This window comes from Streptomyces sp. NPDC001700 (genome assembly GCF_053596435.1).
Genome location: NZ_JBSFGE010000004.1, coordinates 400,404 through 422,927 on the forward strand (window position 1 = coordinate 400,404; position 22,524 = coordinate 422,927).

The following is a 22,524-nucleotide window of genomic DNA, read 5'->3' on the forward strand; positions in this document are numbered from 1 at the left end:
GAGCCGTACGGAACTACCAGCGCGGCAGCGCCGGGTCGAAGTCCGGCTCCACGGTCCTCATGTAGAGCGCGTCGTGCCGGTGCTCGCGCCCCAGGTCCAGGTATGTGGCGTGCAGCCGGTCGAGGACGGCGCGGTCCAGCTCGACCCCGAGACCCGGGCCCGGCGGGACCCGCACGGCTCCGTCGGCGAAGGCCAGCGCACCGGGCGCCACCACGTCATCGGCGGCGTTCCACGGGTAGTGGGTGTCGCACGCGTAGGCCAGCTCCTCGGTGGCGGCGGCTACGTGGGTCATCGCGGCGAGGCTGATGCCCAGGTGCGAGTTGGAGTGCATGGACAGCCCCCAGCCGACCGCCTTGCAGACGTCCCCCAGCGCGGCGGTGGTCCGCAGCCCGCCCCAGATGTGGTGATCGGCCAGCACGATCCGCACCGCGCCGTGGTCGAGGGCGGGCCGCATGGTCTCCAGCGAGTTCACGCACATGTTGGTGGCGAGCGGGATCGAGGTCCGCGCGGCGAGGGCGCCCATGTCCTTTGCCCCGGCCACCGGGTCCTCCAGGTATTCGAGGACGCCTTCGAGTTCGCGGACCGCCGTCAGCGAGGTCCGTAGCGTCCACGCGGCGTTGGGATCGATACGGAGCGGATGCCCGGGGAACGCCGCCCGCAGCGCGTGGATGGCCGCGATCTCCTGATCGGGTGGGAAGACCCCGCCCTTGAGCTTGAGCGAGCGGAAACCGTACCGATCCACCATGCGCCGCGCCTGGGCGACGATGCCCTCGGGGTCCAGGGCGGCGCCCCACTCGTCCTCGATCGCGGGGGCGCCGTCGCGTGCGGGGTGCCGCTCCCATTTGTAAAAGAGGTACGCGCTGTAGGGCACGGCGTCCCGTACCCGGCCGCCCAGCAGATCGACCACCGGTACGCCAGTCAGTCTGCCCTGCGCGTCCAGGCACGCGACCTCGATCGCCGCGTACACGCGCCGTACGTCGAAGGCGGGCGCGGGAATCGGGGCGGGGCCGCGCGATTCGGGCGGGCTCGTACGGTCGGACCAGCGCCGCCACGGCGCGTCGGGGCCGTAGTCGACGCCGTCCGCCCGGCCGGACAGCAGCGCGCGGACGGTCCGGCCGACCGCCGCCGTGTCGTAGACGGGGAGGCCCGCCAGCTGGGCGCCGACGAGGGTCAGCCAGTCGAGCTGCCAGGCGTGACCGGCGCATTCGCCCAGGCCGGTCACCTCGCCGCCCCGGCCGTCGTCCACGACGAGTTCGACGACCGCGCGCAGGACGTGCGGCTGGTGTACTCCGTCGGCGTTGAGCAGCGGGGGGTCACGGAAGGCGATCGGGGTGACCCGCAGTTCGCGGATGATCATGGCTCAGCCCTGCGGCACGGTGGTGTGGAACTTCTCCATCATCTGGGCGGCGGCCGCCCGTACGCTCTGCTTGCCGAAGATCACGTCCTGGTAGACGCTCTCGAACTCCAGCTTGTCCTCGTCGGAGCCGGGCGGCGGCAGCGGGGCGGGCGCGAAGTCCTTCTCGTACGCGGTGACGTACTCGTAGACCATGCGGTCGCCCTTGGTGAAGCCGGGCGCGAGGCGGTCGAGGTTCGGCCGGTTCGGCGGGAGGCCGCGTACGACGCCGAGCGCGCGGCCCGCCTCCGGGTCGTTGAGCAGGAAGTCCAGCAGCAGCGCGGCCTCCCGCTTGTGCGGGCTGCGCTGCTGGACGCACATCATCCCGGCCCCTGCGGTCAGTCCGAGCGGGGCGCCGGAGGACACCGTGGGGAACGGCACGGCGGCGACCTCGCCGTAGGCCTCGAAGTAGGGCGTGACCGTGGAGGTGAGCTTGAACTCGGCGGTGGAGAGCTTCCGTACCATCGGAGAGCTTTCCGTCGAACCGTCGTAGGAGGCGGTGATGTGGGGCGGGGTGAAGATGCCCTTGTCCCGCAGCCGCGAGGTCAGCTCCCAGAACGCGGCGAGATCGGCCGTGGTGAAGCCGAGCGAGGTATCGGGTTTGTAGATCGTCTTGCCGCGCTGGGCGAGCCAGACGTTGAAGCACTCGCTGTAGACGCCGAAGTCGGTGAGCGGGCTTCGGCCCGGCACCGCCCGCTTCACGGCGGGGCCGACGTCGTGCAGGAGGTCGTCCCAGGTCCAGCCCTTCTTCGGCAGACCGACGCCCGCCTTGCGCCAGAGGACCGGGTCGACGAACAGGGCCTGTGACACGAGTCCGGTCGGGACCGCGTACAGCTTCCCGCCCAGGCGGTTGGCGTTCACATAGGCGGCGGGCACCTGGTCCAGGGAGAGGGCGGAGAACTCGGGGCCGCCGAGGTCCGCGAGCAGTCCGTAGTCGGCGTACGCCCGCGCCTGGTAGTAGTCCATCTGCAGCACGTCGGGGCCGCCACCGGCCGCGACCTGGGTGGCGAGCCGCTGGAAGTAGGCGTCGTAGCCGGTGAAGGAGACCGACACCTTCACCTTCGGATGGCGGCGTTCGAAGAGCCGCAGCGCCTTGGCGGTGGCCAGGTTGCGATCGTCGGCGCCCCACCACTGGAAGTCGAGCGTCACCGTGTCGTCGTCGGCGGCCCGCGCGGTGGCGCACCCGGCGGTGGCGGCGCCCAGGCCCAGTGCGCCGAGCGAGGTGAGGAGTCGGCGGCGCGAGGGCGAGACGGGGGTGGGGGGACGGCGTGTTGCGGACATCGCGGCCCTTCACTCTGCGGGGCGGGGACGGCGGACGAGCGACTGCAAACGTTGCCACTCTGTTTCAGACTGAGCCGGAAATTACGCTTGCGTGCAGCACTCAGTCAATGTCAAGAACCGAATCATCAGGGAAAAGTTCAACCGCGCCCGCCTCTTGCCGCAAGCGCTTTCCCGTGCAACCGTTGCCGCCGTCATCCACCCTCGCCTCGGAGGAGCACGCATGGCCCAGGCGACCGCACCGCCCCGTCCCCTGCCCCGCCCCAGCGGTGTCACCGACGCCGTCGCCCCGGCGCGGCGCCGCCGCCGTTCATCGGTGCTGTCGGCACATGTCTTCCTGGCGCCCTGGCTGATCGGCGCGGTCGTCCTGACCCTCGGCCCGATGCTCGCCTCGCTGTATCTGTCGTTCACCGACTACGACCTCTTCTCGAAGCCGCAGTGGGTAGGTCTGGCCAACTACCGCTACATGCTGGAGGACGACCGGTTCCTCACCTCGGTGGGCGTGACCCTGAAGTTCGTCCTCATCGGCGCGCCGCTCAAGCTCGCGGCCGCGCTCGCCGTGGCGCTGCTGCTGAACCGCGCCAGCCGTGGAGTCGGCCTGTACCGCGCCGCGTTCTACGCTCCGTCACTGCTCGGCGCGAGCGTCAGCGTCGCCCTGGTGTGGCGGTCCCTGTTCGCCACCGGCGGTCTCACCGACCGCTCGCTGGCCTTCTTCGGCCTGGAGATCGGCGGCCTCACCGACAACCCGGACTACGCCCTGTATCCGCTGATCATGCTGACCGTCTGGCAGTTCGGCGCACCGATGGTGATCTTCCTGGCCGGGCTGAAGCAGATCCCGAAGGAGCTGTACGAGGCGTCCTCGATCGACGGGGCGAGCCGGATCCGTACCTTCTTCTCCATCACGCTGCCGATGCTGACGCCGGTCCTCTTCTTCAACCTGATCATGGAGATCATCCACTCCTTCCAGTCCTTCACCTCCGCGTTCGTGGTCAGCAACGGCACCGGAGGGCCGTCCGACTCGACCCTCTTCTACTCGCTGTACCTGTACCAACAGGCCTTCACCAACTTCCACATGGGATACGCCTCCGCGATGGCGTGGGTCCTGCTGGCCGTCATCGCCCTGGTCACGTTCCTCGTCTTCCGCAGTTCCCGGCTGTGGGTCTTCTACGGACAGGAGGAGACGTCATGACGACCGCGACGTCCCCGGCCCCCGCCGCCACCACCACCCCACGCGTGCGTTCCGCGGTGTGGCACCTCGTCTGCGTGGCGCTCGGCCTCGTACTGCTCTATCCGGTGCTGTGGCTGGTCACGGCGTCAGTGAAGTCCGGCACCGAGATCATCTCGAATCTGAGCCCCGTCCCGGAGGTCTTCACCCCGGGCAACTACACCAAGGCGGCCGAGGGGATCAGCGGCATCACGCTGTGGCGGCTGTTCGGCAACTCGCTGCTCATCTCCACCGGCGCGGTCCTCGGCAACGTGGTGTCCTGCTCCCTGGCCGCGTACGCCTTCGCCCGGCTGCGCTTCCGGGGCCGCGGGCTCTACTTCGCGGTGATGATCGGGACGCTGATGCTGCCGATGCACGTCGTGCTGATCCCGCAGTACATCATCTTCCAGAAGCTCGGCATGGTCGGCACGTTCCTGCCGCTCATCCTGCCGAAGTTCCTGGCCACCGAGGCCTTCTTCGTCTTCCTGATCGTCCAGTTCATCCGCTCGCTGCCGCGCGAACTGGACGAGGCGGCGGTCATCGACGGCTGCGGGCCGTACCGCACCTTCTGGCACGTCATCATGCCGCTGCTCAAACCGGCCCTGGTGACCACGACGATCTTCTCGTTCATCTGGAGCTGGAACGACTTCCTCTCCCAGCTGATGTATCTCGCCGACCCACGGGACTACACGCTGCAGCTGGGCCTGCGGATGTTCGTCGACCAGTCCGGCAGCGCCGCGTTCGGGCCGATGTTCGCGATGTCGGTGCTCACCCTCGTGCCCGTGCTGCTGTTCTTCCTCGCCTTCCAGCGGCTGCTGGTCGAGGGCGTGCACACCTCCGGGCTCAAGGGATAGGGGGCCGGGCCGATGCGCCGCTTCTGGTTCGCGCCGTTCGCCGACTGTCTGCTGCTCGGGGTGTTCCTGCTGGTCGCCTCGCTGCCCGTGGTCACCGCGTACCCCGCCCTGGTGGCGGGCTGCACCGTGCTGCGCGAGCAGGCGCACGGCGGAACGGGCGTGACGCCACGCCACTTCCTGGCCGCGCTGCGCCGGGTGCTGCGCTCGGGGCCGTCCGTCTGGCTCGCCCCCGCCGGGGTGCTGGCGCTGCTGTGGCTGGACGCGCTCGCCCTGGACGCCCACGGCGGGCCGGGCGCCGGTCCGGCCTTCGCCGTCGCGACCGCCGCCCTCGCCGCCCTGGGGCTGCGGTGCGCCGCGGCCTGGCGGGACGGGGTGCGCTGGCGGGCCGTCCTCGCCTCGGCGTTCCGGTCGGTGCCGGGGCAGCCGCTCGTACCGGTGCTGCTGGCCGGGTCCACGGCCGCAGCGGCGGTCCTGCTGACCATGTCGCCCGTGCTGCTGCTGGTCGTCCTCGGCCCGCTCGCGCTCGCCGCGACCGCCACCGACACCTGGCGCCCGCTCATGCCTTGACCTCGCGCACCCCCTGATCTCGCGCACCCCCTGATCTCGCAAAAAAAGGGGTCGCCGGAGGGGCCGGTGCTCTGCTTGGCTCACTCCATGAATGATCTTCATACCCGCCACGCCACCCCCTCGGACGCCGACGCCGTGCTCGCCTTCTGGCGCGAGGCCGCGGAAGGTACGAGCATCAGCGACGACCGGGACGGGGTGGCCCGGCTGATCACCCGGGACCCCGAGGCGCTGCTGCTGGCCGAGCGGGACGGGGCGCTCGCCGGGACCGTCATAGCGGGCTTCGACGGCTGGCGCTGCCATCTGTACCGGCTCGCGGTCCACCCCGGCCAGCGCCGCCAGGGCGTGGCGACCGCGCTGCTCGCGGCGGCCGAGGAGCGGTTCGCGGCGCTCGGCGGGCGGCGCGGGGACGCCATGGTGCTCGACGAGAACGCGCTCGCCCACCACGCCTGGAGCGCGGCCGGGTACGCCCGGGAGCCGCAGTGGAGCCGCTGGGTGAAGCCGCTGACGCGCTGAGGACCCGGGGACTTCGCCCCGGCCCGGGGCCTTGCCGCCGCTTTACGATGAGAGTGCGCGGCGGCTCCCGTCGCGCGCTCCTCCGGGCCCTGCCGGATCATGGGACGGAGGTGACCCCATGACCGAAGTCCTCCTCCTGGCCGTGGCGCTCCTGCTGGCGCTCGCATGCGGCGCGTTCGTGGCGGCGGAGTTCTCGCTGACCACGGTCGAGCGCAGCGAGCTGGACCGGGCGGTGGAGCGCGGCGAGCGCGGTGCGGACAGCGCGCTGAAGGCCGTGCGCGGCCTGACGTACCAGCTCTCGGGCGCCCAGCTCGGCATCACCGTCACCAACCTGGTCGTGGGCATGCTCGCCGAGCCGTCCATCGCCGCGCTGCTGGGCGGGCCGCTCGGCGCGCTCGGGATGTCCCCCTCCGTCGCCCACACCACGGCCCTCGTCATCGGCACCGCCCTGTCGACGGTGGTGATGATGGTGGTCGGCGAGCTGGTCCCCAAGAACTGGGCGATCTCCCGCCCGCTCCCGGTCGCCCGGACCGTCGCCACCCCGCAGCGCGCCTTCAGCGCGGCCTTCCGCCCGCTGATCGCCCACCTCAACAACACCGCCAACCGCTTGGTGCGCCGGATGGGCCTGGAGCCCGCCGAGGAGCTGGCCGGGGCGCGCGGCCCGCAGGAGCTGATCGCGCTCGCCCGGCACTCCGCGAAGGAGGGCGCGTTGGAGGAGGACACCGCGGAGCTGTTCGTCCGCACCCTCAACCTGGGCGAGCTGACCGCGCAGAACGTGATGACGCCCCGGGTGCAGGTGATCGCGCTGGACGTACGGGCCACCGCCGAGGACGTCGCCAACGCGACCCGCGCCACCGGGCTGTCCCGCTTCCCCGTGCACCGCGACAGCCTGGACGAGGTGGCGGGCATCGTCCACATCAAGGACGTCCTGGCGATCCCCGCCGAGGCGCGGCCGCGCCACCCGGTGTCCGAGCTGATGCGCGAGGCCATGCTGGTCCCCGAGTCGCTCACCGTGGACCGGCTGCTGGACCGGCTCTCGGTCATGCGCAGCATGGCCGTGGTCATCGACGAGTACGGCGGCACGGCCGGGGTCGTCACCCTGGAGGACATCGTCGAAGAGGTGGTCGGCGAGGTACGCGACGAGCACGACCCGCACGAGACCCCCGACCTGGCCCCGGCGGGCGAGGACGCCGAGGGCCGGGCGGTGTACGACGCGGACGGCGCCGCCCGGGTCGATCAGCTGGAGCAGATCGGGCTGCGGGTGCCCCCGGGGCCGTACGAGACGCTGGCCGGGCTGATCGCGGCCGCGCTGGGCCGTATCCCGGTCGTGGGCGACACGGTCGAGCCGGAGGGCTGGCGGATGGAGGTGGTGAACGCGGCGGGCCACCGCGCCGCCCGGGTCCGGCTGCACGCCCCGCTCCCCCACCACCACGGCCACCACGGCCATGACCACGATCAGGGCCATGACCGGGGCCGGGACCACGGCGGGGCCGGACCATGATCGCCGTACAGCTGCTGATCGGTCTGCTGACGCTGGTCGCGAACGCGTTCTTCGTGGGCGCCGAGTTCGCCCTGATCTCGGTGCGGCGCAGCCAGATCGAGCCGTACGCCGAGCGGGGCGACCGCCGGGCGCGGGCCGTGCTGTGGGGGCTGGAGCACGTCTCCGCGCTGCTGGCCGCGGCCCAGCTCGGCATCACGCTGTGCACGCTGGTGCTGGGCGCCGTCGCGGAACCGGCCATGGCGCATCTGCTGGAGCCGCTGTTCCACGCGGCCGGTCTTTCCCTCGGGCTGATCCATCCCATCTCGTTCGTGATCGCGCTGAGCCTGGCGACGTATCTGCACATGCTGGTCGGCGAGATGGTGCCGAAGAACGTGGCGCTGGCCGAGCCGGTACGTACCGCGCTGCTGCTCGGGCCGCCGCTGGTGGCGCTCGCGCGGGCGCTGCGCCCGGTCATCTTCTCCGTCAACGCGTTCGCGAACGCGTTGCTGAAGCTGTTGCGGGTCGAGCCCCGGGGCGAGGTGACGGCCACGTTCTCGGATGACGAACTGGCCCGTATGGTCGCGGACTCCAGCCAGGCCGGACTGCTGGACGACCGGGGTGCCGAGCGGCTGCGGGAGTCGCTGGAGCTGGGGCGGCGGCCGGTGCGGGACGTGGTGCTGCCGTTGGACCGGGTGGTCTCGGCGCGGCTCGGGGTGACGCCCGAGGAGCTGGAGCGGATGTCGGCCGAAACCGGGTTCTCCCGCTTCCCCGTGATCGACGACGCGGGGCAGATCCTGGGCTATCTGCATGTGAAGGACGCGCTGGACGAACATCCGCGCGATGTTCCGTTCCGCCCCGACCAGCTGCGGCCGGTCGCCCGGGTGCGGTCCCAGACGCCGCTGGACGACGTACTGACCGCGATGCGCGACAGCGGAACCCATCTCGCGCCCGTGATCGACGCGGAGGGGCGGTTGGAGGGGCTGGTCACGATGGAGGACGTGCTGCGCCTCCTGGTGGCGTGACGGGCGCGCCGAGGCGGCGCGCGTACCGAGGCGGCGTGACGGGAAGCGGCGGAACCGGGCCGTCACTGGTCCCGTCTGGACTCATGGGCGATGATGCACGCCTGCCAGTGCGCCAGCGCCTCCTCCCGTCCGCCGCCGCCCTCCTCGGCCACGGCCAGCAGCGCGTCGGCGGCCATCGCGGCGAGCCGGACGGCGACCCGGCATACGTCGCGCGTCTCCAGCGGCTCCAGCAGGGCCGCGGCACCCTCACCGTCGTCGGCGAGGGCGGCGGCGACGATCGCCATCGTCGTACGGTCGCATTCAAAGGCATCCACGGGCACCAGACTGCCCTACTCGGCGCCTTCCGGAACCCTGCTCCGCCCAACCGAGCGACCCGTTCGCATCCGCGCGCCGCCCCCGCCGCACATTCCCGGCCATACCCGGGCGGGGCCGCTCAAGGGCGACCGCGGGGCCGGGGGGCCGTGGGGTCGTAGCGGAAGACGACGTACTCGACGTGCCCGATCACCTTCGTGCGGTCCGTCCGCCGGTACAGCTCGGGCGGCCGGAAGATGTTGTCGTCGTAGATGTCCGCGCCCGGTTCGAGGTTCCAGCTCGCCGTCGTCCCGTTCCGGGCGCCGCCCTCGAAGTAGATGTGGGTCAGCGCCATGCGGCTCATAATGCGCGCGCCTCGGCCTCCGCGCAGCCCACGTGCACCGGATAAGATCGCCCGAGCCATGCAGACGAACACCACCTACACCAGTTATGTCGCGGTCGGCGACTCCTTCACCGAGGGCATGTCCGACGTCCTCCCGGACGGCGGCTACCGCGGCTGGGCGGATCTCCTCGCCGCCCGCCTGGCGGCCCGCACCCCCGGATTCCAGTACGCCAATCTCGCCGTGCGCGGGAAGCTGATCGGCCAGATCGTCGACGAGCAGACGGGACCGGCGGCCGCGATGGGCGCGGACCTGGTCACGCTGGTCGGCGGCGGGAACGACGTCCTGCGGCCGAAATGCGACGTCGGACGGGTGTGCGGCCTCCTGGAGGAGGCGGCCGAGCGGCTCGCGCCCAGCTGCAAGACGCTGGTGCTGATGCGCAGCCCCGGGCGGCGCGGCCCGGTGTTCGAGCGGTTCCAGCCGCGGATGGAGCAGCTGTTCTCCTTCGTGGACGAGCTGGCCGCACGGCATGACGCGCTGGTCGTGGACGTGTTCGCCTCCGAGGCGGTCGGCGATCCCCGGATGTGGGCGGACGACCGGCTCCATCTGAACGCCGAGGGGCACCGGCGGGTCGCCGAGGCCGTCTGGCAGGCGCTGGGCCATGAGCCGGAGGGGGACTGGGACGCGCCGCTGCCGCCCGCGGTCCGCCCGGGCTGGCTGGCCCGCCGCACCTCGGACGCGCGGTTCGCCCGCGAGCACCTGGGCCCGTGGATCGTCCGGCGGCTGACGGGCCGTTCCTCGGGCGACGGCCGGGCGCCGAAGCGGGGCGAACTCCTGCCGTACGAGGGCTGACCGGGGGCTGACCGGGGCAGGCCGGTGGGCGCCGGTCGGGCCGGACCGGTGGGCACCGGTCTGGCCTGGGGATACGGCCAGTAGACTCTGTGCACGTGACTGGTAAGCCGCGCATTCCGAACGTCCTGGCCGGCCGCTACGCCTCCGCGGAGCTGGCCGTCCTGTGGTCCCCCGAGTACAAGGTGACGCTGGAGCGGCGGCTGTGGCTCGCCGTACTGCGTGCCCAGAAGGACCTGGGCATCGAGGTGCCGGACGCGGCCCTCGCCGACTACGAGCGGGTCCTGGAGGACGTCGACCTCGCCTCGATCGCCGAGCGCGAGAAGGTCACCCGGCACGATGTGAAGGCCCGTATCGAGGAGTTCAACGCCCTCGCCGGTCATGAGCACGTCCACAAGGGCATGACCTCCCGTGACCTGACCGAGAACGTCGAGCAGCTGCAGATCCGGCTCTCCCTGGAGCTGGTCCGGGACCGTACGGTCGCCGCGCTGGTCCGGCTCGGCAAGCTGGCCGCGGACAACGCCGAGCTGGTGATGGCGGGCCGCTCGCACAACGTCGCCGCGCAGGCCACCACCCTCGGCAAGCGCTTCGCGACCGCGGCGGACGAGCTGCTGGTGGCCTACGGGCGGCTGGAGGACCTGCTCGGCCGGTACCCGCTGCGCGGCATCAAGGGCCCGGTCGGCACCGCGCAGGACATGCTGGACCTGCTGGGCGGCGACGCCCGGAAGCTGGCCGAGCTGGAGGACCGGATCGCCGGTCACCTCGGCTTCGCGCAGGCGTTCACCTCGGTCGGCCAGGTCTACCCGCGCTCGGTGGACTACGAGGTCGTCACCGCCCTGGTGCAGCTGGCCTCGGCCCCGTCCTCGCTGGCCAAGACGATCCGGCTGATGGCCGGGCACGAGCTGGTGACCGAGGGCTTCAAGCCGGGCCAGGTCGGCTCGTCCGCGATGCCGCACAAGATGAACACCCGCTCCTGCGAGCGCGTCAACGGCCTCGCCGTGATCCTGCGCGGCTACGCCTCGATGACCGGCGAGCTGGCGGGCGACCAGTGGAACGAGGGCGATGTGTCCTGCTCGGTGGTGCGCCGGGTCGCGCTGCCGGACGCGTTCTTCGCCTTCGACGGGCTGCTGGAGACGTTCCTGACCGTGCTCGACGAGTTCGGCGCCTTCCCCGCCGTCGTCGCCCGCGAGCTGGACCGCTACCTGCCCTTCCTCGCCACCACCAAGGTGCTGATGGGCGCCGTGCGGGCCGGGGTGGGCCGCGAGATCGCCCATGAGGCGATCAAGGAGCACGCGGTCGCCGCCGCCCTCGCGATGCGCGAGCAGGGCGCCGAGCGCAACGAGCTGCTCGACTCCCTCGCCGCCGATGAGCGGATTCCGCTGGACCGGGCGGCGCTGGAGGCGCTGATGGCCGACAAGCTGTCGTTCACGGGCGCGGCCGCCGACCAGGTCGGCGTAGTGGTCGCCCGGATCGAGGAGATCGCCAAGCAGCACCCCGAGGCGGCGGCGTACGCACCGGGCTCGATCCTCTGACGCCCCGGTGACCCCCGAGGAACTGCCCCGGTGACCCCCGACGAGCTGGAGGCCGCCCGCGACCGCGTCGTCCCCGATGTGGTCGGGGACGGCCTGCGGGTCCTCTTCTGCGGCATCAACCCCGGGCTGATGACCGCCGCCACCGGCCACCACTTCGCCCGCCCGGGCAACCGGTTCTGGCCGGTGCTGCACGCGTCGGGGTTCACCCCTCGGTTGCTGCACCCCTCCGAGCAGGGGGAGCTGCCGTCGTACGGGCTGGGCATCACCAATGTGGTGTCCCGGGCCAGCGCGCGGGCCGACGAGCTGTCGGACGAGGAGTACCGGGAGGGCGGCCGGATCCTGGAGGAGAAGGTCCGCCGCCTGCGGCCGCGCTGGCTCGCGGTGGCGGGCGTCACCGCCTACCGGGTCGCGTTCGGCGACAAGCGGGCGAAGATCGGCCCGCAGGAACGGACCATCGGGGACACCCGCGTCTGGGCCCTGCCCAACCCCAGCGGGCTCAACGCGCACTGGACGAAGGCGGCGATGGCGGAGGAGTACGCCCGGCTGCGCGCCGCCGCCGAGGCGGACGCGCAGGCCCCGGGCTGACCCGGCTGACGGCTGGCCTCAGGCGGCGCCCGGCTCCCCTATCGCCACCAGCAGCTGGAACGGCAGCTCCCGGTCGCCCTGCCCCACCCCGAGGCCTACCCAGCGCCCGTCCACCTGCCAGAGGTGCAGCGCGGGCACATAGCCGCACAGGTCGTCCAGCAGCGGCGGCACCGGCTCGCCCATCGCCGAGCGCTCCAGGACGTCCGCGAGGTCGAGGACGCTGGGGGCGCCCCACCGTAAGGTCAGCACCTGGACGAGGACGCTCAGCTCGGCCTCGAACTCCTCCAGCACCTCCTCCACCCGGGTCAGGTCCGCGTCCCAGAAGTCCTCGCTCACCCGGAGGTCGGCGACGTGGAACCCCGGGCCCCGGCGCTGCGCGGGAAAGTCCCGGGCGCGCAGAACGTCGATCGTGGCCAGGTGGTCCGCCGTACTGGTCATGCCATCAGTAAACAACCCGGGACCGACATCTGGCCGCCCGTCAGGTGCCGGGGCGTACGCGGGTTCGCGGGCGGCTCGCCGTGCCCGCCCCCAGCAGATACGATCCGGCACACACTCAGTGGGAGGGGGACCGACGTGGGGCGGCTGACCGGCGGGGATCCGTCCCTGCTGCGGCGCATCAACTCCGCCGTGGTGCTGCAGGCGCTGCGCGCCGCCACCGCTTCCGCGCCGCCGGACGCCGCCTCCGCGTCGCTCACCGACCTCACCCTGGCCACCGGCCTGTCCCGGCCCACGGTCGAGGGCGTGGTCGACGGGCTGATCGACAGTGGGCTCGCGGCGGAGGTGCCCGCCGAGGAGGGCGGGGTCCGCCGCCAGGGCCGCCCCGCGCGCCGCTTCCGCTTCCGCGCCGAGGCCGGACATCTGCTGGGCATAGAGATAGGAGCGCACCGGGTCGCCGCCCTGCTGTCGGATCTGGACGGGCGGGCGCTCGGCTCGGCGGTGCGCGAGGTGTCCGAGAAGGCACCGGCGGACGAACGGCTGGACCGGGTGCGGGCCGCCGCCGCGGATCTGCTCCGGAGCGCCGGGGTCGCGCGCCCCTCGCTGCGGGCGGTCGGGGTGGGCAGCCCCGGCATCGTGGAGGCCGACGGCACCGTCCATCTGTGCACCGCCCTGCCGGGCTGGACGGGCCTGCCGCTCGGCGAGCGGCTGCGGCGCTCGTTCCAGTGCCCGGTGCTGGTGGAGAACGACGCGAACACGGCGGCCGTGGCCGAGCACTGGAAGGGCGCCGCGTCCGGCTCCGACGACGTCGTCTTCGTCCTGGCCGGGCTGAGTCCGGGCGCCGGTTCGCTGATCGGCGGGCGGCTGCACCGAGGCTACGGCGGCGCGGCCGGGGAGATCGGCGCGCTGCATCTGCTGGGCCGCGAGGCGAGCCCCGAAGAGGTGCTGTCCACCACCGGCGAACCGCTGAACCCGCTGGACGAGGCGCAGGTCGTACGGGTCTTCGCGCTCGCCCGGGACGGCGACGCGCGGGCCCGCGCGGCCGTGGACCGCTTCATCCGGCGGCTCGTGCACGACACGGCGGCCCTGGTGCTGGCGCTCGACCCCGAGGTGGTCGTGGTGGGCGGCTGGGCCGCGGACCTCGACGGCATGCTGGACCCACTCCGCGACGAGCTGGCCCGCTACTGCCTGCGCCCGCCGCAGGTCGCCCAGTCGCTGCTGGGCGAGGCCGCGGTGACGACGGGCGCGCTGCGGCTGGCGCTGGACCATGTGGAGGCGGAGCTGTTCGCGGTGGACAGCACGGTGACCGCTCGCCGCTGAGGCCCGTAGAAGCTGAGGCCCGTAGAAGCTGAGGTCCGTAGAAGCTGAGGCCCGTACAAGCGGACCGGACCAGGTCGGCTCAGCCCGCCAGCAGCTCGACGCCGCTCTGGTCGCCGAAGGTGAGGCGGCAGGTGTCGGCGCGGTAGGTGGCCACGGCGACCGCCGCGGTGCGGTTCTCCGCGACGTAGCGGGTGGTCACCACGAGGACGGGCGCGCCGGGCAGCCGGTCCAGCTCCTTGGCGTCGTCCGCCCGCGCCGACCCCAGCTCCACCGACTGCTCCCGGCCCTCCAGCTTCAGGCGGCTCAGCTCACGCAGCACGGCCCGGGCGCGGGCCAGCCCGCTGGGGGTCTCGATGGCGGCGAGGCCGGGAACGGACGCGGCCGGTACGTACAGCAGCTCGGCGGCGAGCGGCTGGCCCTGGCTCACCCGGGTGCGCCGCACCCGGTGCACGGGGGCGTCGGCGTCGGTGTCGAGGAGCCGCACGACCGCGGCGGGCGGCACGGCCTCGACGCTGTCGACGCAGGCCCAGGCGTCGTCGCCCGCCTCGGTCCAGGTGTGGGTGTAGTCCCCGACGGCCACGCCGACGCGCGGCGGCGCGACGGTGGTGCCGACCCCACGGCGGCGCTGCAGCCTGCCCTCCAGCTCCAGCTGTTCGAGAGCCTGCCGGAGGGTGGCGCGGGCGACGCCGAAGCGGGCGGCCAGCTCACGCTCGTTGGGCAGGATCTCCCCGACCGCGAACTCCGAGTCGAGCGCGTCGCTGAGCACGGTCTTCAGATGCCAGTACTTCGGCTCCGGCACCGAGTCGAGCTGCGTGGTCCCCACCCTGATCTCCCCCTGCTGTTTATGCGCGCTTCTTTATTAAAGATTGTTGCAGTATCCATGTGACCATAGGGCGGGGCCCACACTTGGTCAAGACCAATGCACGATCAGCTATCGTCATGATCATTCGATCGGGGACGTAACGGGGCGGGAGCTGAGGCAATGGACCAGGTCACGGTCGTGACGGGCGGAAGCCGTGGCATCGGGGCGGCGGTGGCGGTGCGGCTGGCGCGCGCCGGGCACAGCGTGGCGATCGGCTACGAGCAGGCGCGGGAGGCCGCGGAACAGATCGCGGAACTGGTGCGCGCGGAGGGCGTACGGGCCACCGTCGTCCAGGCCGACACGAGCGTCGCGGAGCAGGTCGAGGCGATGTTCGACGCGGTGCGCGAGGAGCTGGGCCCGGTCACCGGGCTGGTCAACAACGCCGGGATCACCGGGCCGTTGGGCCGCTTCACCGAGACGTCGCCCGAGGTCATGCGGCGGGTCGTGGACGTCAACGTGACCGGCGCCCTGCTGTGCGCGCGGCGCGCGGCCCGGGAGATGTCCACCCGGCACGGCGGCCAGGGCGGCGCCATCGTGAACGTCTCCTCCGGCGCGGCGACGACCGGCAGCCCCGGGGAGTACGTGCACTACGCGGCCAGCAAGGCGGCCGTGGACGCGATGACGGTCGGTCTGTCGAAGGAACTGGCCGCCGAGGGCATCCGGGTCAACTCGGTCCAGCCGGGTATGACGCTCACCGACATCCACGCGCGGATGGGTGACCCGGAGCGGCCGTGGCGGAATCCGGAGCGGGTGCCGATGGGCCGTCCGGGAGAGCCGGACGAGATCGCGGGCGCGGTGGTGTGGCTGCTCTCCCCGGAGGCGTCGTACACGACGGGAGCGGTGCTGCGGGTGGCGGGCGGTCTGTAGCCGCCGCGCCGCGCCGGGTCTCCTGGGAACAGCCTGCTGTTTACTGTCCGTTCGGGAATGAGGCATCTCGCACCGATAGCAACAGACCTGCACAGCTGTTCTACGAGCAACGGGAGGCTCCACCATGGCGCGGGAATCCGGCAGAGGGATCGGGCGGCGTTCAGTACTGCAGGGGTCGGCGGCCGCGTCCGCGGCGCTGGCGCTGCCCGCCGCGGCGTCGGGGGTGGCATCGGCGGCGCCCGCGCAGGCGCTGTCGGGCCGCCCGAGCGCCCGGTGGGGCGTGCAGACCGGGGACGTGACGTCGTCGTCCGGTCTGGTGTGGGTGCGCTCCGACCGGCCCGCCCGGATGATCGTGGAGACCTCCGCGACGGAGTCCTTCACGCGCCCGCGCCGCTGGCGGGGGCCGCTGGTCGGGCCGGGCACGGACTTCACCGGCCGCACCGCGCTGCACGGTCTGCCGTCCGGCAGCCAGGTGCACTACCGGGTGCTGCTCGCCGACCCGGAGGACCCGCGCCGCACCGGTGAGCCGGTGTACGGGACGTTCCGTACGGTGCCCGAGCGCCGCGAGGGCGTGCGCTTCGTCTGGTCGGGCGACCTGGCCGGGCAGGGCTGGGGCATCAACCCGGACCAGGGCGGCTACCGCGTCTTCGAGGAGATGCGCCGCCGCAACCCGGACTTCTTCCTGTGCAGCGGCGACAACATCTACGCCGACGGCCCGCTGACCGAGACCGTCAAGCTGCCCGACGGCTCGACCTGGCGGAACCTCATGACGCCGGAGAAGTCCAAGGTCGCCGAGACCCTGGACGAGTACCGCGGCAACTTCCGCTACAACCTGCTGGACACCAATCTGCGCCGGTTCCACGCCGAGGTGCCGACCATCACCCAGTGGGACGACCACGAGGTGGTGAACAACTGGTACCCGGGCGAGATCCTGGCCGACGACCGCTACACCGAGAAGAAGGTGGACGTGCTGGCGGCCCGCGCCCGGCAGGCGTTCGCCGAGTACTTCCCGATCAGCAGCCTGCGGCCGGACGCGAGCGGCCGGGTGTACCGGGTCCAGCACCACGGCCCGCTGCTGGACGTGTTCGTGCTGGACTGCCGTACGTACCGCGACGCCAACTCGCCCGGCCGCCAGCCCGAGGACACCCAGGGCATCCTGGGCGCCGAGCAGCTGACGTGGCTGAAGCGGGAGCTGTCGCGGTCGCGCGCGGTGTGGAAGGTGATCGCCTGCGACATGCCGCTGGGCCTGGTCGTCCCGGACGGGAACAGCGACTTCGAGGCGCTGGCCCAGGGCGACCCGGGCGCCCCGCTGGGCCGTGAGCTGCAGCTGGCGGAGCTGCTGCGGCACATCAAGCACCAGAAGATCACCGGCACGGTCTGGCTGACGGCCGACGTCCACTACACCTCGGCGCAGCACTACGACCCGTCGCGGGCGGCGTTCAAGGACTTCGCGCCGTTCTGGGAGTTCGTCACCGGCCCGATCAACGCTGGATCCTTCCCGGCGGTGAAGCTGGACGGCACGTTCGGCCCGGAGCAGCCCTTCGTCAAGGCCCCGGACCGCGCGAACGTCTCGCCCGCCGAGGGCTACCAGTTCTACGGCGAGGTGGAGATCGACGGCGACAGCGGCGAGCTGACGGTCCGCCTGCTGGAGGTGGGCGGCACGGTCCTGTTCACCAAGGCCCTCAAACCGGGCCTGGTCGGCCAGTAGCGGCAGCCCGTCGCTCACGGTGCGCGGCCCCCTTTCCGGGGGACGCGTACCGTACCGCCCATGGGCTCCTCCGTTCCGTCCTCCCGCCTCACCTATCCGGAGGTGGGCGCCACGCGGCGCTGGCCGCTGCCCGCCGGGTACGGGCAGCTGCGGGTACGGACCCGGGTCGGAGTGGGCCCGGAGGTGTTCGCGGCCGCGGGGCGTGCGGTGCTGGACTGGCGGATGCACCGGGCGGTCGGGGTCACGATCCGCGCCGACGGGCCCGCCGCCGAGGGGCGGACAGTCGTGGTGGGGCTGGGGGCCGGGCCGCTGCGGTTTCGCGCGCCGTGCGAGGTGGTGTGGACGGTGGCGGATGAGGCGGAGATCGGCTTCGCGTACGGGACGCTGCCGGGCCATCCGGAGTGCGGCGAGGAGTCGTTCGTGGTGAGCCGGGAGCGGGACGGCTCGGTGTGGCTGACGGTCACGGCGTTCAGCCGACCGGCGGTGCGGCTGACCCGGGCGGTGGCGCCGCTGGTGCCGCTCTTCCAGCGGGCGTACGCGCGCCGCTGCGGGCGGGTGCTGCGGCGGCTCGCGGGTGGGGGAAACAGGTGAATCCGCCTCGCCTCGATCGCGTGACCATTCGAATGCGTGACTCCTTGATCGCGTGACCTTTTAGTATCGGACAAAATGAGCTTCTGCGAGCAGATGCACACTTAACCCATAGGTCACAGAGCGTTTGTGATCACGCAACACCGTTGCGCGAGGCTGTTTTCCATGACTCCTCGAGCGACATCCGACCACCGTCCCACCCGGCTCCGTGACGGCTGGCGGCTGCCCGCCTGGTGGCGCCGACTACACGGCCACGCCCCGCCGGTGCCGGAGTCCTCACCGGAGCCCGCGGACGACATGCGGACCGATGCGGCCGAGGCCGCGGGCGCCCCGGAGAACTCCCCGCAGGAAGACACCGCGACCGCGCTGTGGCGTATACGGACGACCGTACGGGACGAGCCGGGCACCCTGGCCGTGCTGTGCGGGGCGCTGGCCGGTCACCGGGTCGACATCCTCTCGCTGCAGACCCATCCGCTGGCCGACGGGACCGTGGACGAGTTCCTGCTGCGCGCCCCCGCCGCCGTACCCGTCGACGAGTTGAGGCGCGCGATCGCCGCCGGGGGCGGCAGCGACACCTGGATCGAGTGCGCGGACGCCCACGATCTGGTGGACGCGCCCACCCGGGTGCTGACGCTGGCGACCCGTACCGCGCTGGACGGCGCCGAACTTCCGCTGGCGCTGCGTCAGTTGCTCGGCCGCTGCACCCTCCACTCGCTTCCGGCCACCTCGCTCGGTGGCCGCCCGCTGGAGGACACGCCGCCGGTCGAGGGGGTGCTGGAGGAGACCGTGATACGGCTGCGGGACCCGTCCGGCGGGGCGCTCATCATCGAGCGGCCGCATCTGCCGTTCACCCCGACCGAGTTCGCGCGCGCCCGCGCGCTGGTCGAGCTGGACTCCCGGCTCGGCCCTCGGCTGCCGCACCGCCGCGATGTGCTGACGCTGCCCGAGGGCAACGAGGTCACCGTACGCCGGGCCGACACCCGGGACCTGGCCGCGGCCCGCGCGATGCACGAGCGCTGCTCGCCCGCCACGCTCGGCGGGCGCTACCACGGTCCGGTCGGCGACGCCGACCGCTATCTGGACCACCTGCTCAGCCCGCGCTTCGGCCGCACCCTCGCCGCGTACACCACCTCCGGACGGCTGGTGGCCCTCGGCCATCTGCTCTGGGACGGGGACGAGACCGAGGTCGCGCTGATCGTCGAGGACGCGTGGCAGCGGCGCGGCATCGGCGGGGAGCTGCTGCGGCGGCTGGTCGCGATGGCCGTCGAGACGGGCAGCGAATGCGTGTACGCGGTCACCCGGTCGGCCAATACCGGGATGGTCGCGGCGATGCGCGGCCTCGGGCTGCCGCTGGACTACCAGATCGAGCAGGGAACGCTCGTGATCACCGCCCAGCTCGACCCGGCACAGGTGCCCGCCCCGGCCCCGGCGCCTGCCCCGCAGACCGGCTGATGAGCGGTCGGCCGGGGCCCGGGCGCGGGTCCCGGCCACGCCTCGGCGGCGCGGGCGCGTGACATGCCTACGCTGATGACGCCGCGCCCCCGGTCGTACGAGGATGGCCCCATGTCCGATTCCAAGAACGCTCCGCTGCCCCGACAGGTCGCCGACACCTACGTCGACGCCCTCATCGCACTCGATCCGATCACCGGCACCTTCCTGGGCGTTCCCGAGAGCGCACGCCGTCTGCCCGACTTCTCCCCCACGGGCGCGGAGGCCGCCGCCGAGCTGGCGCGCACCACCCTGGAGCGGCTGACCGAGGCCGAGGCGCGGCCCGGTGCGGACAGTGACGCCGAGCGGCGCTGCGGGCGGCTGCTGCGGGAGCGGCTGACCGCCGAACTCGCCGTGCACGAGGCCGGTGAGTCGCTGCGCGCGGTCAGCAATCTGCACTCCCCGCTGCACTCGGTGCGCAGCGTCTTCACCGTGATGCCGACCGCCACCGACGACGACTGGTCGGCGATCGCGGCCCGGCTGCGCGCCGTCCCCGGCGCGCTGGAGGGCTACCGCGCCTCGCTCGCCGAGGGGCTGCGGCGCGACCTGCCCGCAGGTCCCCGGCAGGTGGCCACGGTTCTCGGCCAGCTGGACGAGTGGATCGGCACCGACGGCGGCTGGTTCGCCGACTTCGCCGCCGAGGGGCCGGACGCGCTGCGCGCCGAGCTGGACGAGGCGGCGGCCGCGGCCACCGGGGCGCTGGCCGCCCTCCGCGACTGGCTGCGCGATGTGTACGGCCCGGGCGTCGAGGGCGCCCCGGAGGTGGTGGGGCGCGAGCGCTACCAGCGCTGGTCCCGCATGTGGAACGGCACCGATCTGGACCTGGACGAGGCGTACGCGTACGGCTGGGCCGAATACCACCGCATCCACGCCGAGATGCGCGCCGAGGCGGAGAAGATCCTGCCCGGCTCCACCCCGTGGGAGGCGCTGCGCCACCTCGACGAGCACGGCGTGCACATCGAGGGCGTCGAGGAGACCCGGGTCTGGCTGCAGGGGCTGATGGACGAGGCCATCGAGCAGCTGGACGGCACCCACTTCGACCTCGCCGAGCGGGTCAAGCGGGTCGAGTCGATGATCGCCCCGCCGGGGAGCGCGGCCGCCCCGTACTACACCCAGCCGTCGGTGGACTTCTCCCGCCCCGGCCGCACCTGGCTGCCCACCATGGGCGAGACCCGCTTCCCCGTCTACGACCTGGTCTCGACCTGGTACCACGAGGGCGTCCCGGGCCACCATCTGCAGCTCGCCCAGTGGGCCCACGTCGCCGACCGGCTCTCCCGCTACCAGGCCACGGTCGGCATGGTCAGCGCCAACGCGGAGGGCTGGGCGCTGTACGCGGAGCGGCTGATGGACGAGCTGGGCTATCTGACCGACCCGGAGCGGCGGCTCGGCTACCTCGACGCGCAGATGATGCGGGCGCTGCGGGTGATCGTCGACATCGGCATGCACCTGGAGCTGGAGATCCCCGGCCACTCGCCGTTCCACCCCGGTGAGCGCTGGACGCCGGGGCTGGCTCGGGAGTTCTTCGGGCAGCACTGCGGCCGCCCCGCCGACTTCCTCGACAGCGAGCTGGTGCGCTACCTGGGCATGCCGGGCCAGGCCATCGGCTACAAGCTGGGCGAGCGGGCCTGGCTGACCGGGCGGGAGGCGGCCCGTAAGGCGCACGGCGACGCCTTCGACGCCAAGAAGTGGCACATGGCGGCGCTGTCCCAGGGGTCGCTGGGGCTGGACGACCTGGTGGCGGAGCTGTCCGCGCTCTGACCCTCCGGAGGACCTTTGACGGGGTGGCCGGACGGTATCCGCGATCGTGTTGTGCCCCGGCCGCCCCGCTTCTTAGGGTCCGTTCCATGCGTCCCGTATTCCTCTTCTCCCGCGATCCGCTGGCACCGCGCCGTGTCGACCCCGAGTTCGCCGAGGAGGCCCGGACCGTGCGCGCGACCGGGGCGACGGTCGCGCTGGTCGACCACGAGGCCCTGATCGCCGGGGACCCGGCGGGCGCGGTGCGGGCGGTGGCGCGGGGCGAGCGCGACGCCGGTCCCGTCTGGTACCGCGGCTGGATGCTGTCCGCCGGGCGGTACGCCGAACTGTCCGCCGCCCTCGCCGACCGCGGCCACACCCTGCTCACCTCGCCGGAGCGGTACCGCACCGCGCATGAACTCCCCGGCTGGTACGAGGTCTTCGCCCCGCTGACCCCGCGCAGCGCCTGGCTGCCGCTGCCGCCCGGCCGGGCGGTGGCGCCGGACGCGCTGGCGCGGCTGGCCGCGCGGCTCGGCGGGGCGGGTCCGGCGGTGGTGAAGGACTGGGTCAAGTCCCGCAAGCACGAGTGGGCGGAGGCGTGCTACGTCCCCGACCTCGCCGACACCGCCCGGCTGGCCTCGGTCGTCGCCCGCTTCGTGGAGCTGCAGGGCGACTACCTCACCGGGGGTGTGGTGCTGCGCGCGTACGAGCCGTACCGGCCGGTGGGCGAGGCCCGGGTCTGGTGGCTCGACGGCGAACCGGCCCTCATAGGCCCCCACCCCGACACGCCCGGCCTGACCCCCGCCCCGGACCTGTCCGAGGTGGCCCCGGCCGTCCGCCAGCTGGCCTGCCGCTTCATCACCACGGACCTGGCCCTGCGCGAGGACGGCCGCTGGCGTGTGGTGGAGGCGGGAGACGCCCAGGTCAGCGGCCTGCCCCGGACCACCGAGGCCAAGCCCCTGTTCACGGCCCTCACCACGGCCGCCGCTCGCTAGGGGGGCTACCCCGGTACAGTCTCGCTGGGCCGCGCGCATCCTCGCCGTGGCTCAGGCGAGGAAGGGCCCCAGGTGGCGTACCAGCAGGCGCACGAGAACGGCCGGTTCGTGCTGCGGAACGACCGGATGACGCTGCGCGAGCACACGCCCGGGGACGCGGCCGTCGTGGCCGACGGCAAGCCCGGCGATCTCGACTGGATCGACGGCGTCCCCGGCGACGCGTCCATCGGTGCCGCCGGAATGACCGCGCGCGCCGCGGCGGCGGGGTACTACGAGTCACCCTGGGGCACCTACGCCATCCTGCGCGCCGAGGACGGCGTCGCCCTCGGCAGCATCGGCTTCCACGGGCCGCCCGCGCCCGGCGAGTACGAGGTGGAGGTCGGCTACGACCTGTCCCACTCGGCGCGCGGCGCGGGCTGGGCGACCGGTGCGCTGCGGCTGATGATGGAGTGGGCCGCGGAGCGGGCGGAGGTCCGTACCGTCATCGCGACCACCGAGCCGTGGAACATCCCCTCCCAGCGGGTACTGCACCGCGCGGACTTCTCGCGCACGGCGGACCGGGGCGACCTGTACGTCTACGAGCGCACCGTGACCCGGGCCTGACGGGCTCGGCCTGAC

23 protein-coding genes are annotated in these 22,524 nt (G+C 72.8%); 17 read left to right on the forward strand and 6 right to left on the reverse strand.

Annotated elements, in window-relative coordinates; translation table 11 throughout:
• Positions 1 to 13: 13 nt before the first annotated feature.
• Both ACWC5C_RS10325 and ACWC5C_RS10330 read right to left on the reverse strand, forming a co-directional pair.
• Entirely contained in the window at positions 14 to 1,357 is a 1,344-nt protein-coding gene (locus ACWC5C_RS10325; RefSeq protein WP_450875009.1) for an enolase C-terminal domain-like protein, read from the reverse strand.
• 3 nt (positions 1,358 to 1,360) lie between these two features.
• A complete protein-coding gene (locus tag ACWC5C_RS10330) occupies positions 1,361 to 2,674 on the reverse strand; it encodes an ABC transporter substrate-binding protein (RefSeq protein WP_450875010.1) in 1,314 nt (437 codons plus the stop codon).
• A 220-nt stretch (positions 2,675 to 2,894) separates the two neighbouring features.
• Here ACWC5C_RS10330 and ACWC5C_RS10335 point away from each other — a divergent pair, with 220 nt between their 5' ends.
• From ACWC5C_RS10335 to ACWC5C_RS10360, 6 genes are all read left to right on the forward strand, one after another.
• Positions 2,895 to 3,860 (forward strand): carbohydrate ABC transporter permease, encoded by a 966-nt coding sequence (locus tag ACWC5C_RS10335; RefSeq protein WP_450875011.1) that lies wholly within the window; start codon positions 2,895 to 2,897, stop codon positions 3,858 to 3,860.
• Positions 3,857 to 4,729, forward strand: coding sequence for a carbohydrate ABC transporter permease (locus tag ACWC5C_RS10340; protein ID WP_450875012.1), 873 nt, complete (start codon positions 3,857 to 3,859; stop codon positions 4,727 to 4,729). The genes ACWC5C_RS10335 and ACWC5C_RS10340 overlap by 4 nt, the downstream gene beginning before the upstream one ends.
• A gap of 12 nt (positions 4,730 to 4,741) precedes the next feature.
• Positions 4,742 to 5,296 (forward strand): hypothetical protein, encoded by a 555-nt coding sequence (locus ACWC5C_RS10345; protein WP_450875013.1) that lies wholly within the window; start codon positions 4,742 to 4,744, stop codon positions 5,294 to 5,296.
• 87 nt (positions 5,297 to 5,383) lie between these two features.
• Positions 5,384 to 5,809, forward strand: coding sequence for a GNAT family N-acetyltransferase (locus tag ACWC5C_RS10350; protein ID WP_450875014.1), 426 nt, complete (start codon positions 5,384 to 5,386; stop codon positions 5,807 to 5,809).
• Positions 5,810 to 5,927: 118 nt separating this feature from the next.
• Positions 5,928 to 7,310 (forward strand): hemolysin family protein, encoded by a 1,383-nt coding sequence (locus ACWC5C_RS10355; RefSeq protein WP_450875015.1) that lies wholly within the window; start codon positions 5,928 to 5,930, stop codon positions 7,308 to 7,310.
• The gene (locus ACWC5C_RS10360) at positions 7,307 to 8,311 is read left to right on the forward strand and encodes a hemolysin family protein (protein ID WP_450875016.1); all 1,005 of its coding nucleotides are present in this window, start codon (positions 7,307 to 7,309) and stop codon (positions 8,309 to 8,311) included. Before ACWC5C_RS10355 ends, ACWC5C_RS10360 begins: the two co-directional genes overlap by 4 nt.
• Before the next feature lie 62 nt (positions 8,312 to 8,373).
• Here the strand turns inward: ACWC5C_RS10360 and ACWC5C_RS10365 are convergent, their stop codons facing one another.
• Positions 8,374 to 8,595 (reverse strand): hypothetical protein, encoded by a 222-nt coding sequence (locus tag ACWC5C_RS10365; protein WP_039936516.1) that lies wholly within the window; start codon positions 8,593 to 8,595, stop codon positions 8,374 to 8,376.
• Positions 8,596 to 8,744: 149 nt separating this feature from the next.
• Entirely contained in the window at positions 8,745 to 8,957 is a 213-nt protein-coding gene (locus ACWC5C_RS10370; protein WP_450875017.1) for a hypothetical protein, read from the reverse strand.
• 67 nt (positions 8,958 to 9,024) lie between these two features.
• Between ACWC5C_RS10370 and ACWC5C_RS10375 the strand changes: the two genes are divergently transcribed.
• The 3 genes from ACWC5C_RS10375 (at position 9,025) to mug (ending at position 11,909) form a co-directional block, all read left to right on the forward strand.
• Complete coding sequence (locus tag ACWC5C_RS10375) at positions 9,025 to 9,795, forward strand: SGNH/GDSL hydrolase family protein (RefSeq protein ID WP_385444285.1); 771 nt, start codon at positions 9,025 to 9,027, stop codon at positions 9,793 to 9,795.
• 95 nt (positions 9,796 to 9,890) lie between these two features.
• Positions 9,891 to 11,324, forward strand: a complete 1,434-nt coding sequence (gene purB / locus ACWC5C_RS10380; RefSeq protein WP_450875018.1) for an adenylosuccinate lyase — start codon at positions 9,891 to 9,893, stop codon at positions 11,322 to 11,324.
• 30 nt (positions 11,325 to 11,354) lie between these two features.
• Positions 11,355 to 11,909, forward strand: coding sequence for a G/U mismatch-specific DNA glycosylase (gene mug / locus ACWC5C_RS10385; RefSeq protein WP_385444288.1), 555 nt, complete (start codon positions 11,355 to 11,357; stop codon positions 11,907 to 11,909).
• Positions 11,910 to 11,927: 18 nt separating this feature from the next.
• Here mug and ACWC5C_RS10390 read toward each other — a convergent pair whose 3' ends face one another.
• Positions 11,928 to 12,347 carry a hypothetical protein gene (locus tag ACWC5C_RS10390; protein ID WP_385444289.1) on the reverse strand — a complete coding sequence of 140 codons (420 nt, stop codon included), beginning with the start codon at positions 12,345 to 12,347 and terminating at the stop codon, positions 11,928 to 11,930.
• A 135-nt stretch (positions 12,348 to 12,482) separates the two neighbouring features.
• Between ACWC5C_RS10390 and ACWC5C_RS10395 the strand changes: the two genes are divergently transcribed.
• Entirely contained in the window at positions 12,483 to 13,664 is a 1,182-nt protein-coding gene (locus ACWC5C_RS10395; protein ID WP_450875019.1) for an ROK family protein, read from the forward strand.
• 79 nt (positions 13,665 to 13,743) lie between these two features.
• Here the strand turns inward: ACWC5C_RS10395 and ACWC5C_RS10400 are convergent, their stop codons facing one another.
• Positions 13,744 to 14,487, reverse strand: coding sequence for a GntR family transcriptional regulator (locus ACWC5C_RS10400; RefSeq protein ID WP_450875020.1), 744 nt, complete (start codon positions 14,485 to 14,487; stop codon positions 13,744 to 13,746).
• Between the two features lie 159 nt (positions 14,488 to 14,646).
• On the opposite strand from ACWC5C_RS10400, the gene ACWC5C_RS10405 reads away from it, so the two are divergent.
• The 7 genes from ACWC5C_RS10405 to ACWC5C_RS10435 all read left to right on the forward strand — a co-directional run bounded on the left by ACWC5C_RS10405 (position 14,647) and on the right by ACWC5C_RS10435 (position 22,509).
• Positions 14,647 to 15,393, forward strand: a complete 747-nt coding sequence (locus tag ACWC5C_RS10405) for an SDR family oxidoreductase (protein ID WP_450875021.1) — start codon at positions 14,647 to 14,649, stop codon at positions 15,391 to 15,393.
• Between the two features lie 124 nt (positions 15,394 to 15,517).
• Complete coding sequence (locus tag ACWC5C_RS10410; RefSeq protein WP_450875022.1) at positions 15,518 to 17,101, forward strand: alkaline phosphatase D family protein; 1,584 nt, start codon at positions 15,518 to 15,520, stop codon at positions 17,099 to 17,101.
• Between the two features lie 60 nt (positions 17,102 to 17,161).
• Entirely contained in the window at positions 17,162 to 17,692 is a 531-nt protein-coding gene (locus ACWC5C_RS10415) for a DUF1990 family protein (protein WP_450875023.1), read from the forward strand.
• Between the two features lie 162 nt (positions 17,693 to 17,854).
• Positions 17,855 to 19,141: a GNAT family N-acetyltransferase gene (locus tag ACWC5C_RS10420; RefSeq protein WP_450875024.1), complete on the forward strand. Its 1,287-nt coding sequence runs from the start codon at positions 17,855 to 17,857 to the stop codon at positions 19,139 to 19,141.
• Positions 19,142 to 19,252: 111 nt separating this feature from the next.
• A complete protein-coding gene (locus tag ACWC5C_RS10425; protein ID WP_450875025.1) occupies positions 19,253 to 20,935 on the forward strand; it encodes a DUF885 domain-containing protein in 1,683 nt (560 codons plus the stop codon).
• Between the two features lie 86 nt (positions 20,936 to 21,021).
• Positions 21,022 to 21,906 carry an ATP-grasp domain-containing protein gene (locus tag ACWC5C_RS10430; RefSeq protein ID WP_450875026.1) on the forward strand — a complete coding sequence of 295 codons (885 nt, stop codon included), beginning with the start codon at positions 21,022 to 21,024 and terminating at the stop codon, positions 21,904 to 21,906.
• Positions 21,907 to 21,978: 72 nt separating this feature from the next.
• Positions 21,979 to 22,509, forward strand: a complete 531-nt coding sequence (locus ACWC5C_RS10435; RefSeq protein WP_450875027.1) for a GNAT family N-acetyltransferase — start codon at positions 21,979 to 21,981, stop codon at positions 22,507 to 22,509.
• Positions 22,510 to 22,524: the final 15 nt, after the last annotated feature.

What these genes read in the sequence shown, in the direction of transcription:
- ACWC5C_RS10415 (WP_450875023.1), top strand. Translation starts at nt 17,162, where the DNA reads ATGGGCTCCTCCGTTCCGTCCTCCCGCCTCACCTATCCGGAGGTGGGC.
- ACWC5C_RS10325 (WP_450875009.1), bottom strand. Translation starts at nt 1,357, where the DNA reads ATGATCATCCGCGAACTGCGGGTCACCCCGATCGCCTTCCGTGACCCC.
- ACWC5C_RS10390 (WP_385444289.1), bottom strand. Translation starts at nt 12,347, where the DNA reads ATGACCAGTACGGCGGACCACCTGGCCACGATCGACGTTCTGCGCGCC.
- ACWC5C_RS10330 (WP_450875010.1), bottom strand. Translation starts at nt 2,674, where the DNA reads ATGTCCGCAACACGCCGTCCCCCCACCCCCGTCTCGCCCTCGCGCCGC.
- ACWC5C_RS10335 (WP_450875011.1), top strand. Translation starts at nt 2,895, where the DNA reads ATGGCCCAGGCGACCGCACCGCCCCGTCCCCTGCCCCGCCCCAGCGGT.
- ACWC5C_RS10410 (WP_450875022.1), top strand. Translation starts at nt 15,518, where the DNA reads ATGGCGCGGGAATCCGGCAGAGGGATCGGGCGGCGTTCAGTACTGCAG.
- ACWC5C_RS10350 (WP_450875014.1), top strand. Translation starts at nt 5,384, where the DNA reads ATGAATGATCTTCATACCCGCCACGCCACCCCCTCGGACGCCGACGCC.
- ACWC5C_RS10370 (WP_450875017.1), bottom strand. Translation starts at nt 8,957, where the DNA reads ATGGCGCTGACCCACATCTACTTCGAGGGCGGCGCCCGGAACGGGACG.
- ACWC5C_RS10405 (WP_450875021.1), top strand. Translation starts at nt 14,647, where the DNA reads ATGGACCAGGTCACGGTCGTGACGGGCGGAAGCCGTGGCATCGGGGCG.
- ACWC5C_RS10430 (WP_450875026.1), top strand. Translation starts at nt 21,022, where the DNA reads ATGCGTCCCGTATTCCTCTTCTCCCGCGATCCGCTGGCACCGCGCCGT.
- ACWC5C_RS10420 (WP_450875024.1), top strand. Translation starts at nt 17,855, where the DNA reads ATGACTCCTCGAGCGACATCCGACCACCGTCCCACCCGGCTCCGTGAC.
- ACWC5C_RS10355 (WP_450875015.1), top strand. Translation starts at nt 5,928, where the DNA reads ATGACCGAAGTCCTCCTCCTGGCCGTGGCGCTCCTGCTGGCGCTCGCA.
- ACWC5C_RS10340 (WP_450875012.1), top strand. Translation starts at nt 3,857, where the DNA reads ATGACGACCGCGACGTCCCCGGCCCCCGCCGCCACCACCACCCCACGC.
- ACWC5C_RS10360 (WP_450875016.1), top strand. Translation starts at nt 7,307, where the DNA reads ATGATCGCCGTACAGCTGCTGATCGGTCTGCTGACGCTGGTCGCGAAC.
- ACWC5C_RS10375 (WP_385444285.1), top strand. Translation starts at nt 9,025, where the DNA reads ATGCAGACGAACACCACCTACACCAGTTATGTCGCGGTCGGCGACTCC.
- ACWC5C_RS10345 (WP_450875013.1), top strand. Translation starts at nt 4,742, where the DNA reads ATGCGCCGCTTCTGGTTCGCGCCGTTCGCCGACTGTCTGCTGCTCGGG.
- ACWC5C_RS10365 (WP_039936516.1), bottom strand. Translation starts at nt 8,595, where the DNA reads ATGGCGATCGTCGCCGCCGCCCTCGCCGACGACGGTGAGGGTGCCGCG.
- ACWC5C_RS10425 (WP_450875025.1), top strand. Translation starts at nt 19,253, where the DNA reads ATGTCCGATTCCAAGAACGCTCCGCTGCCCCGACAGGTCGCCGACACC.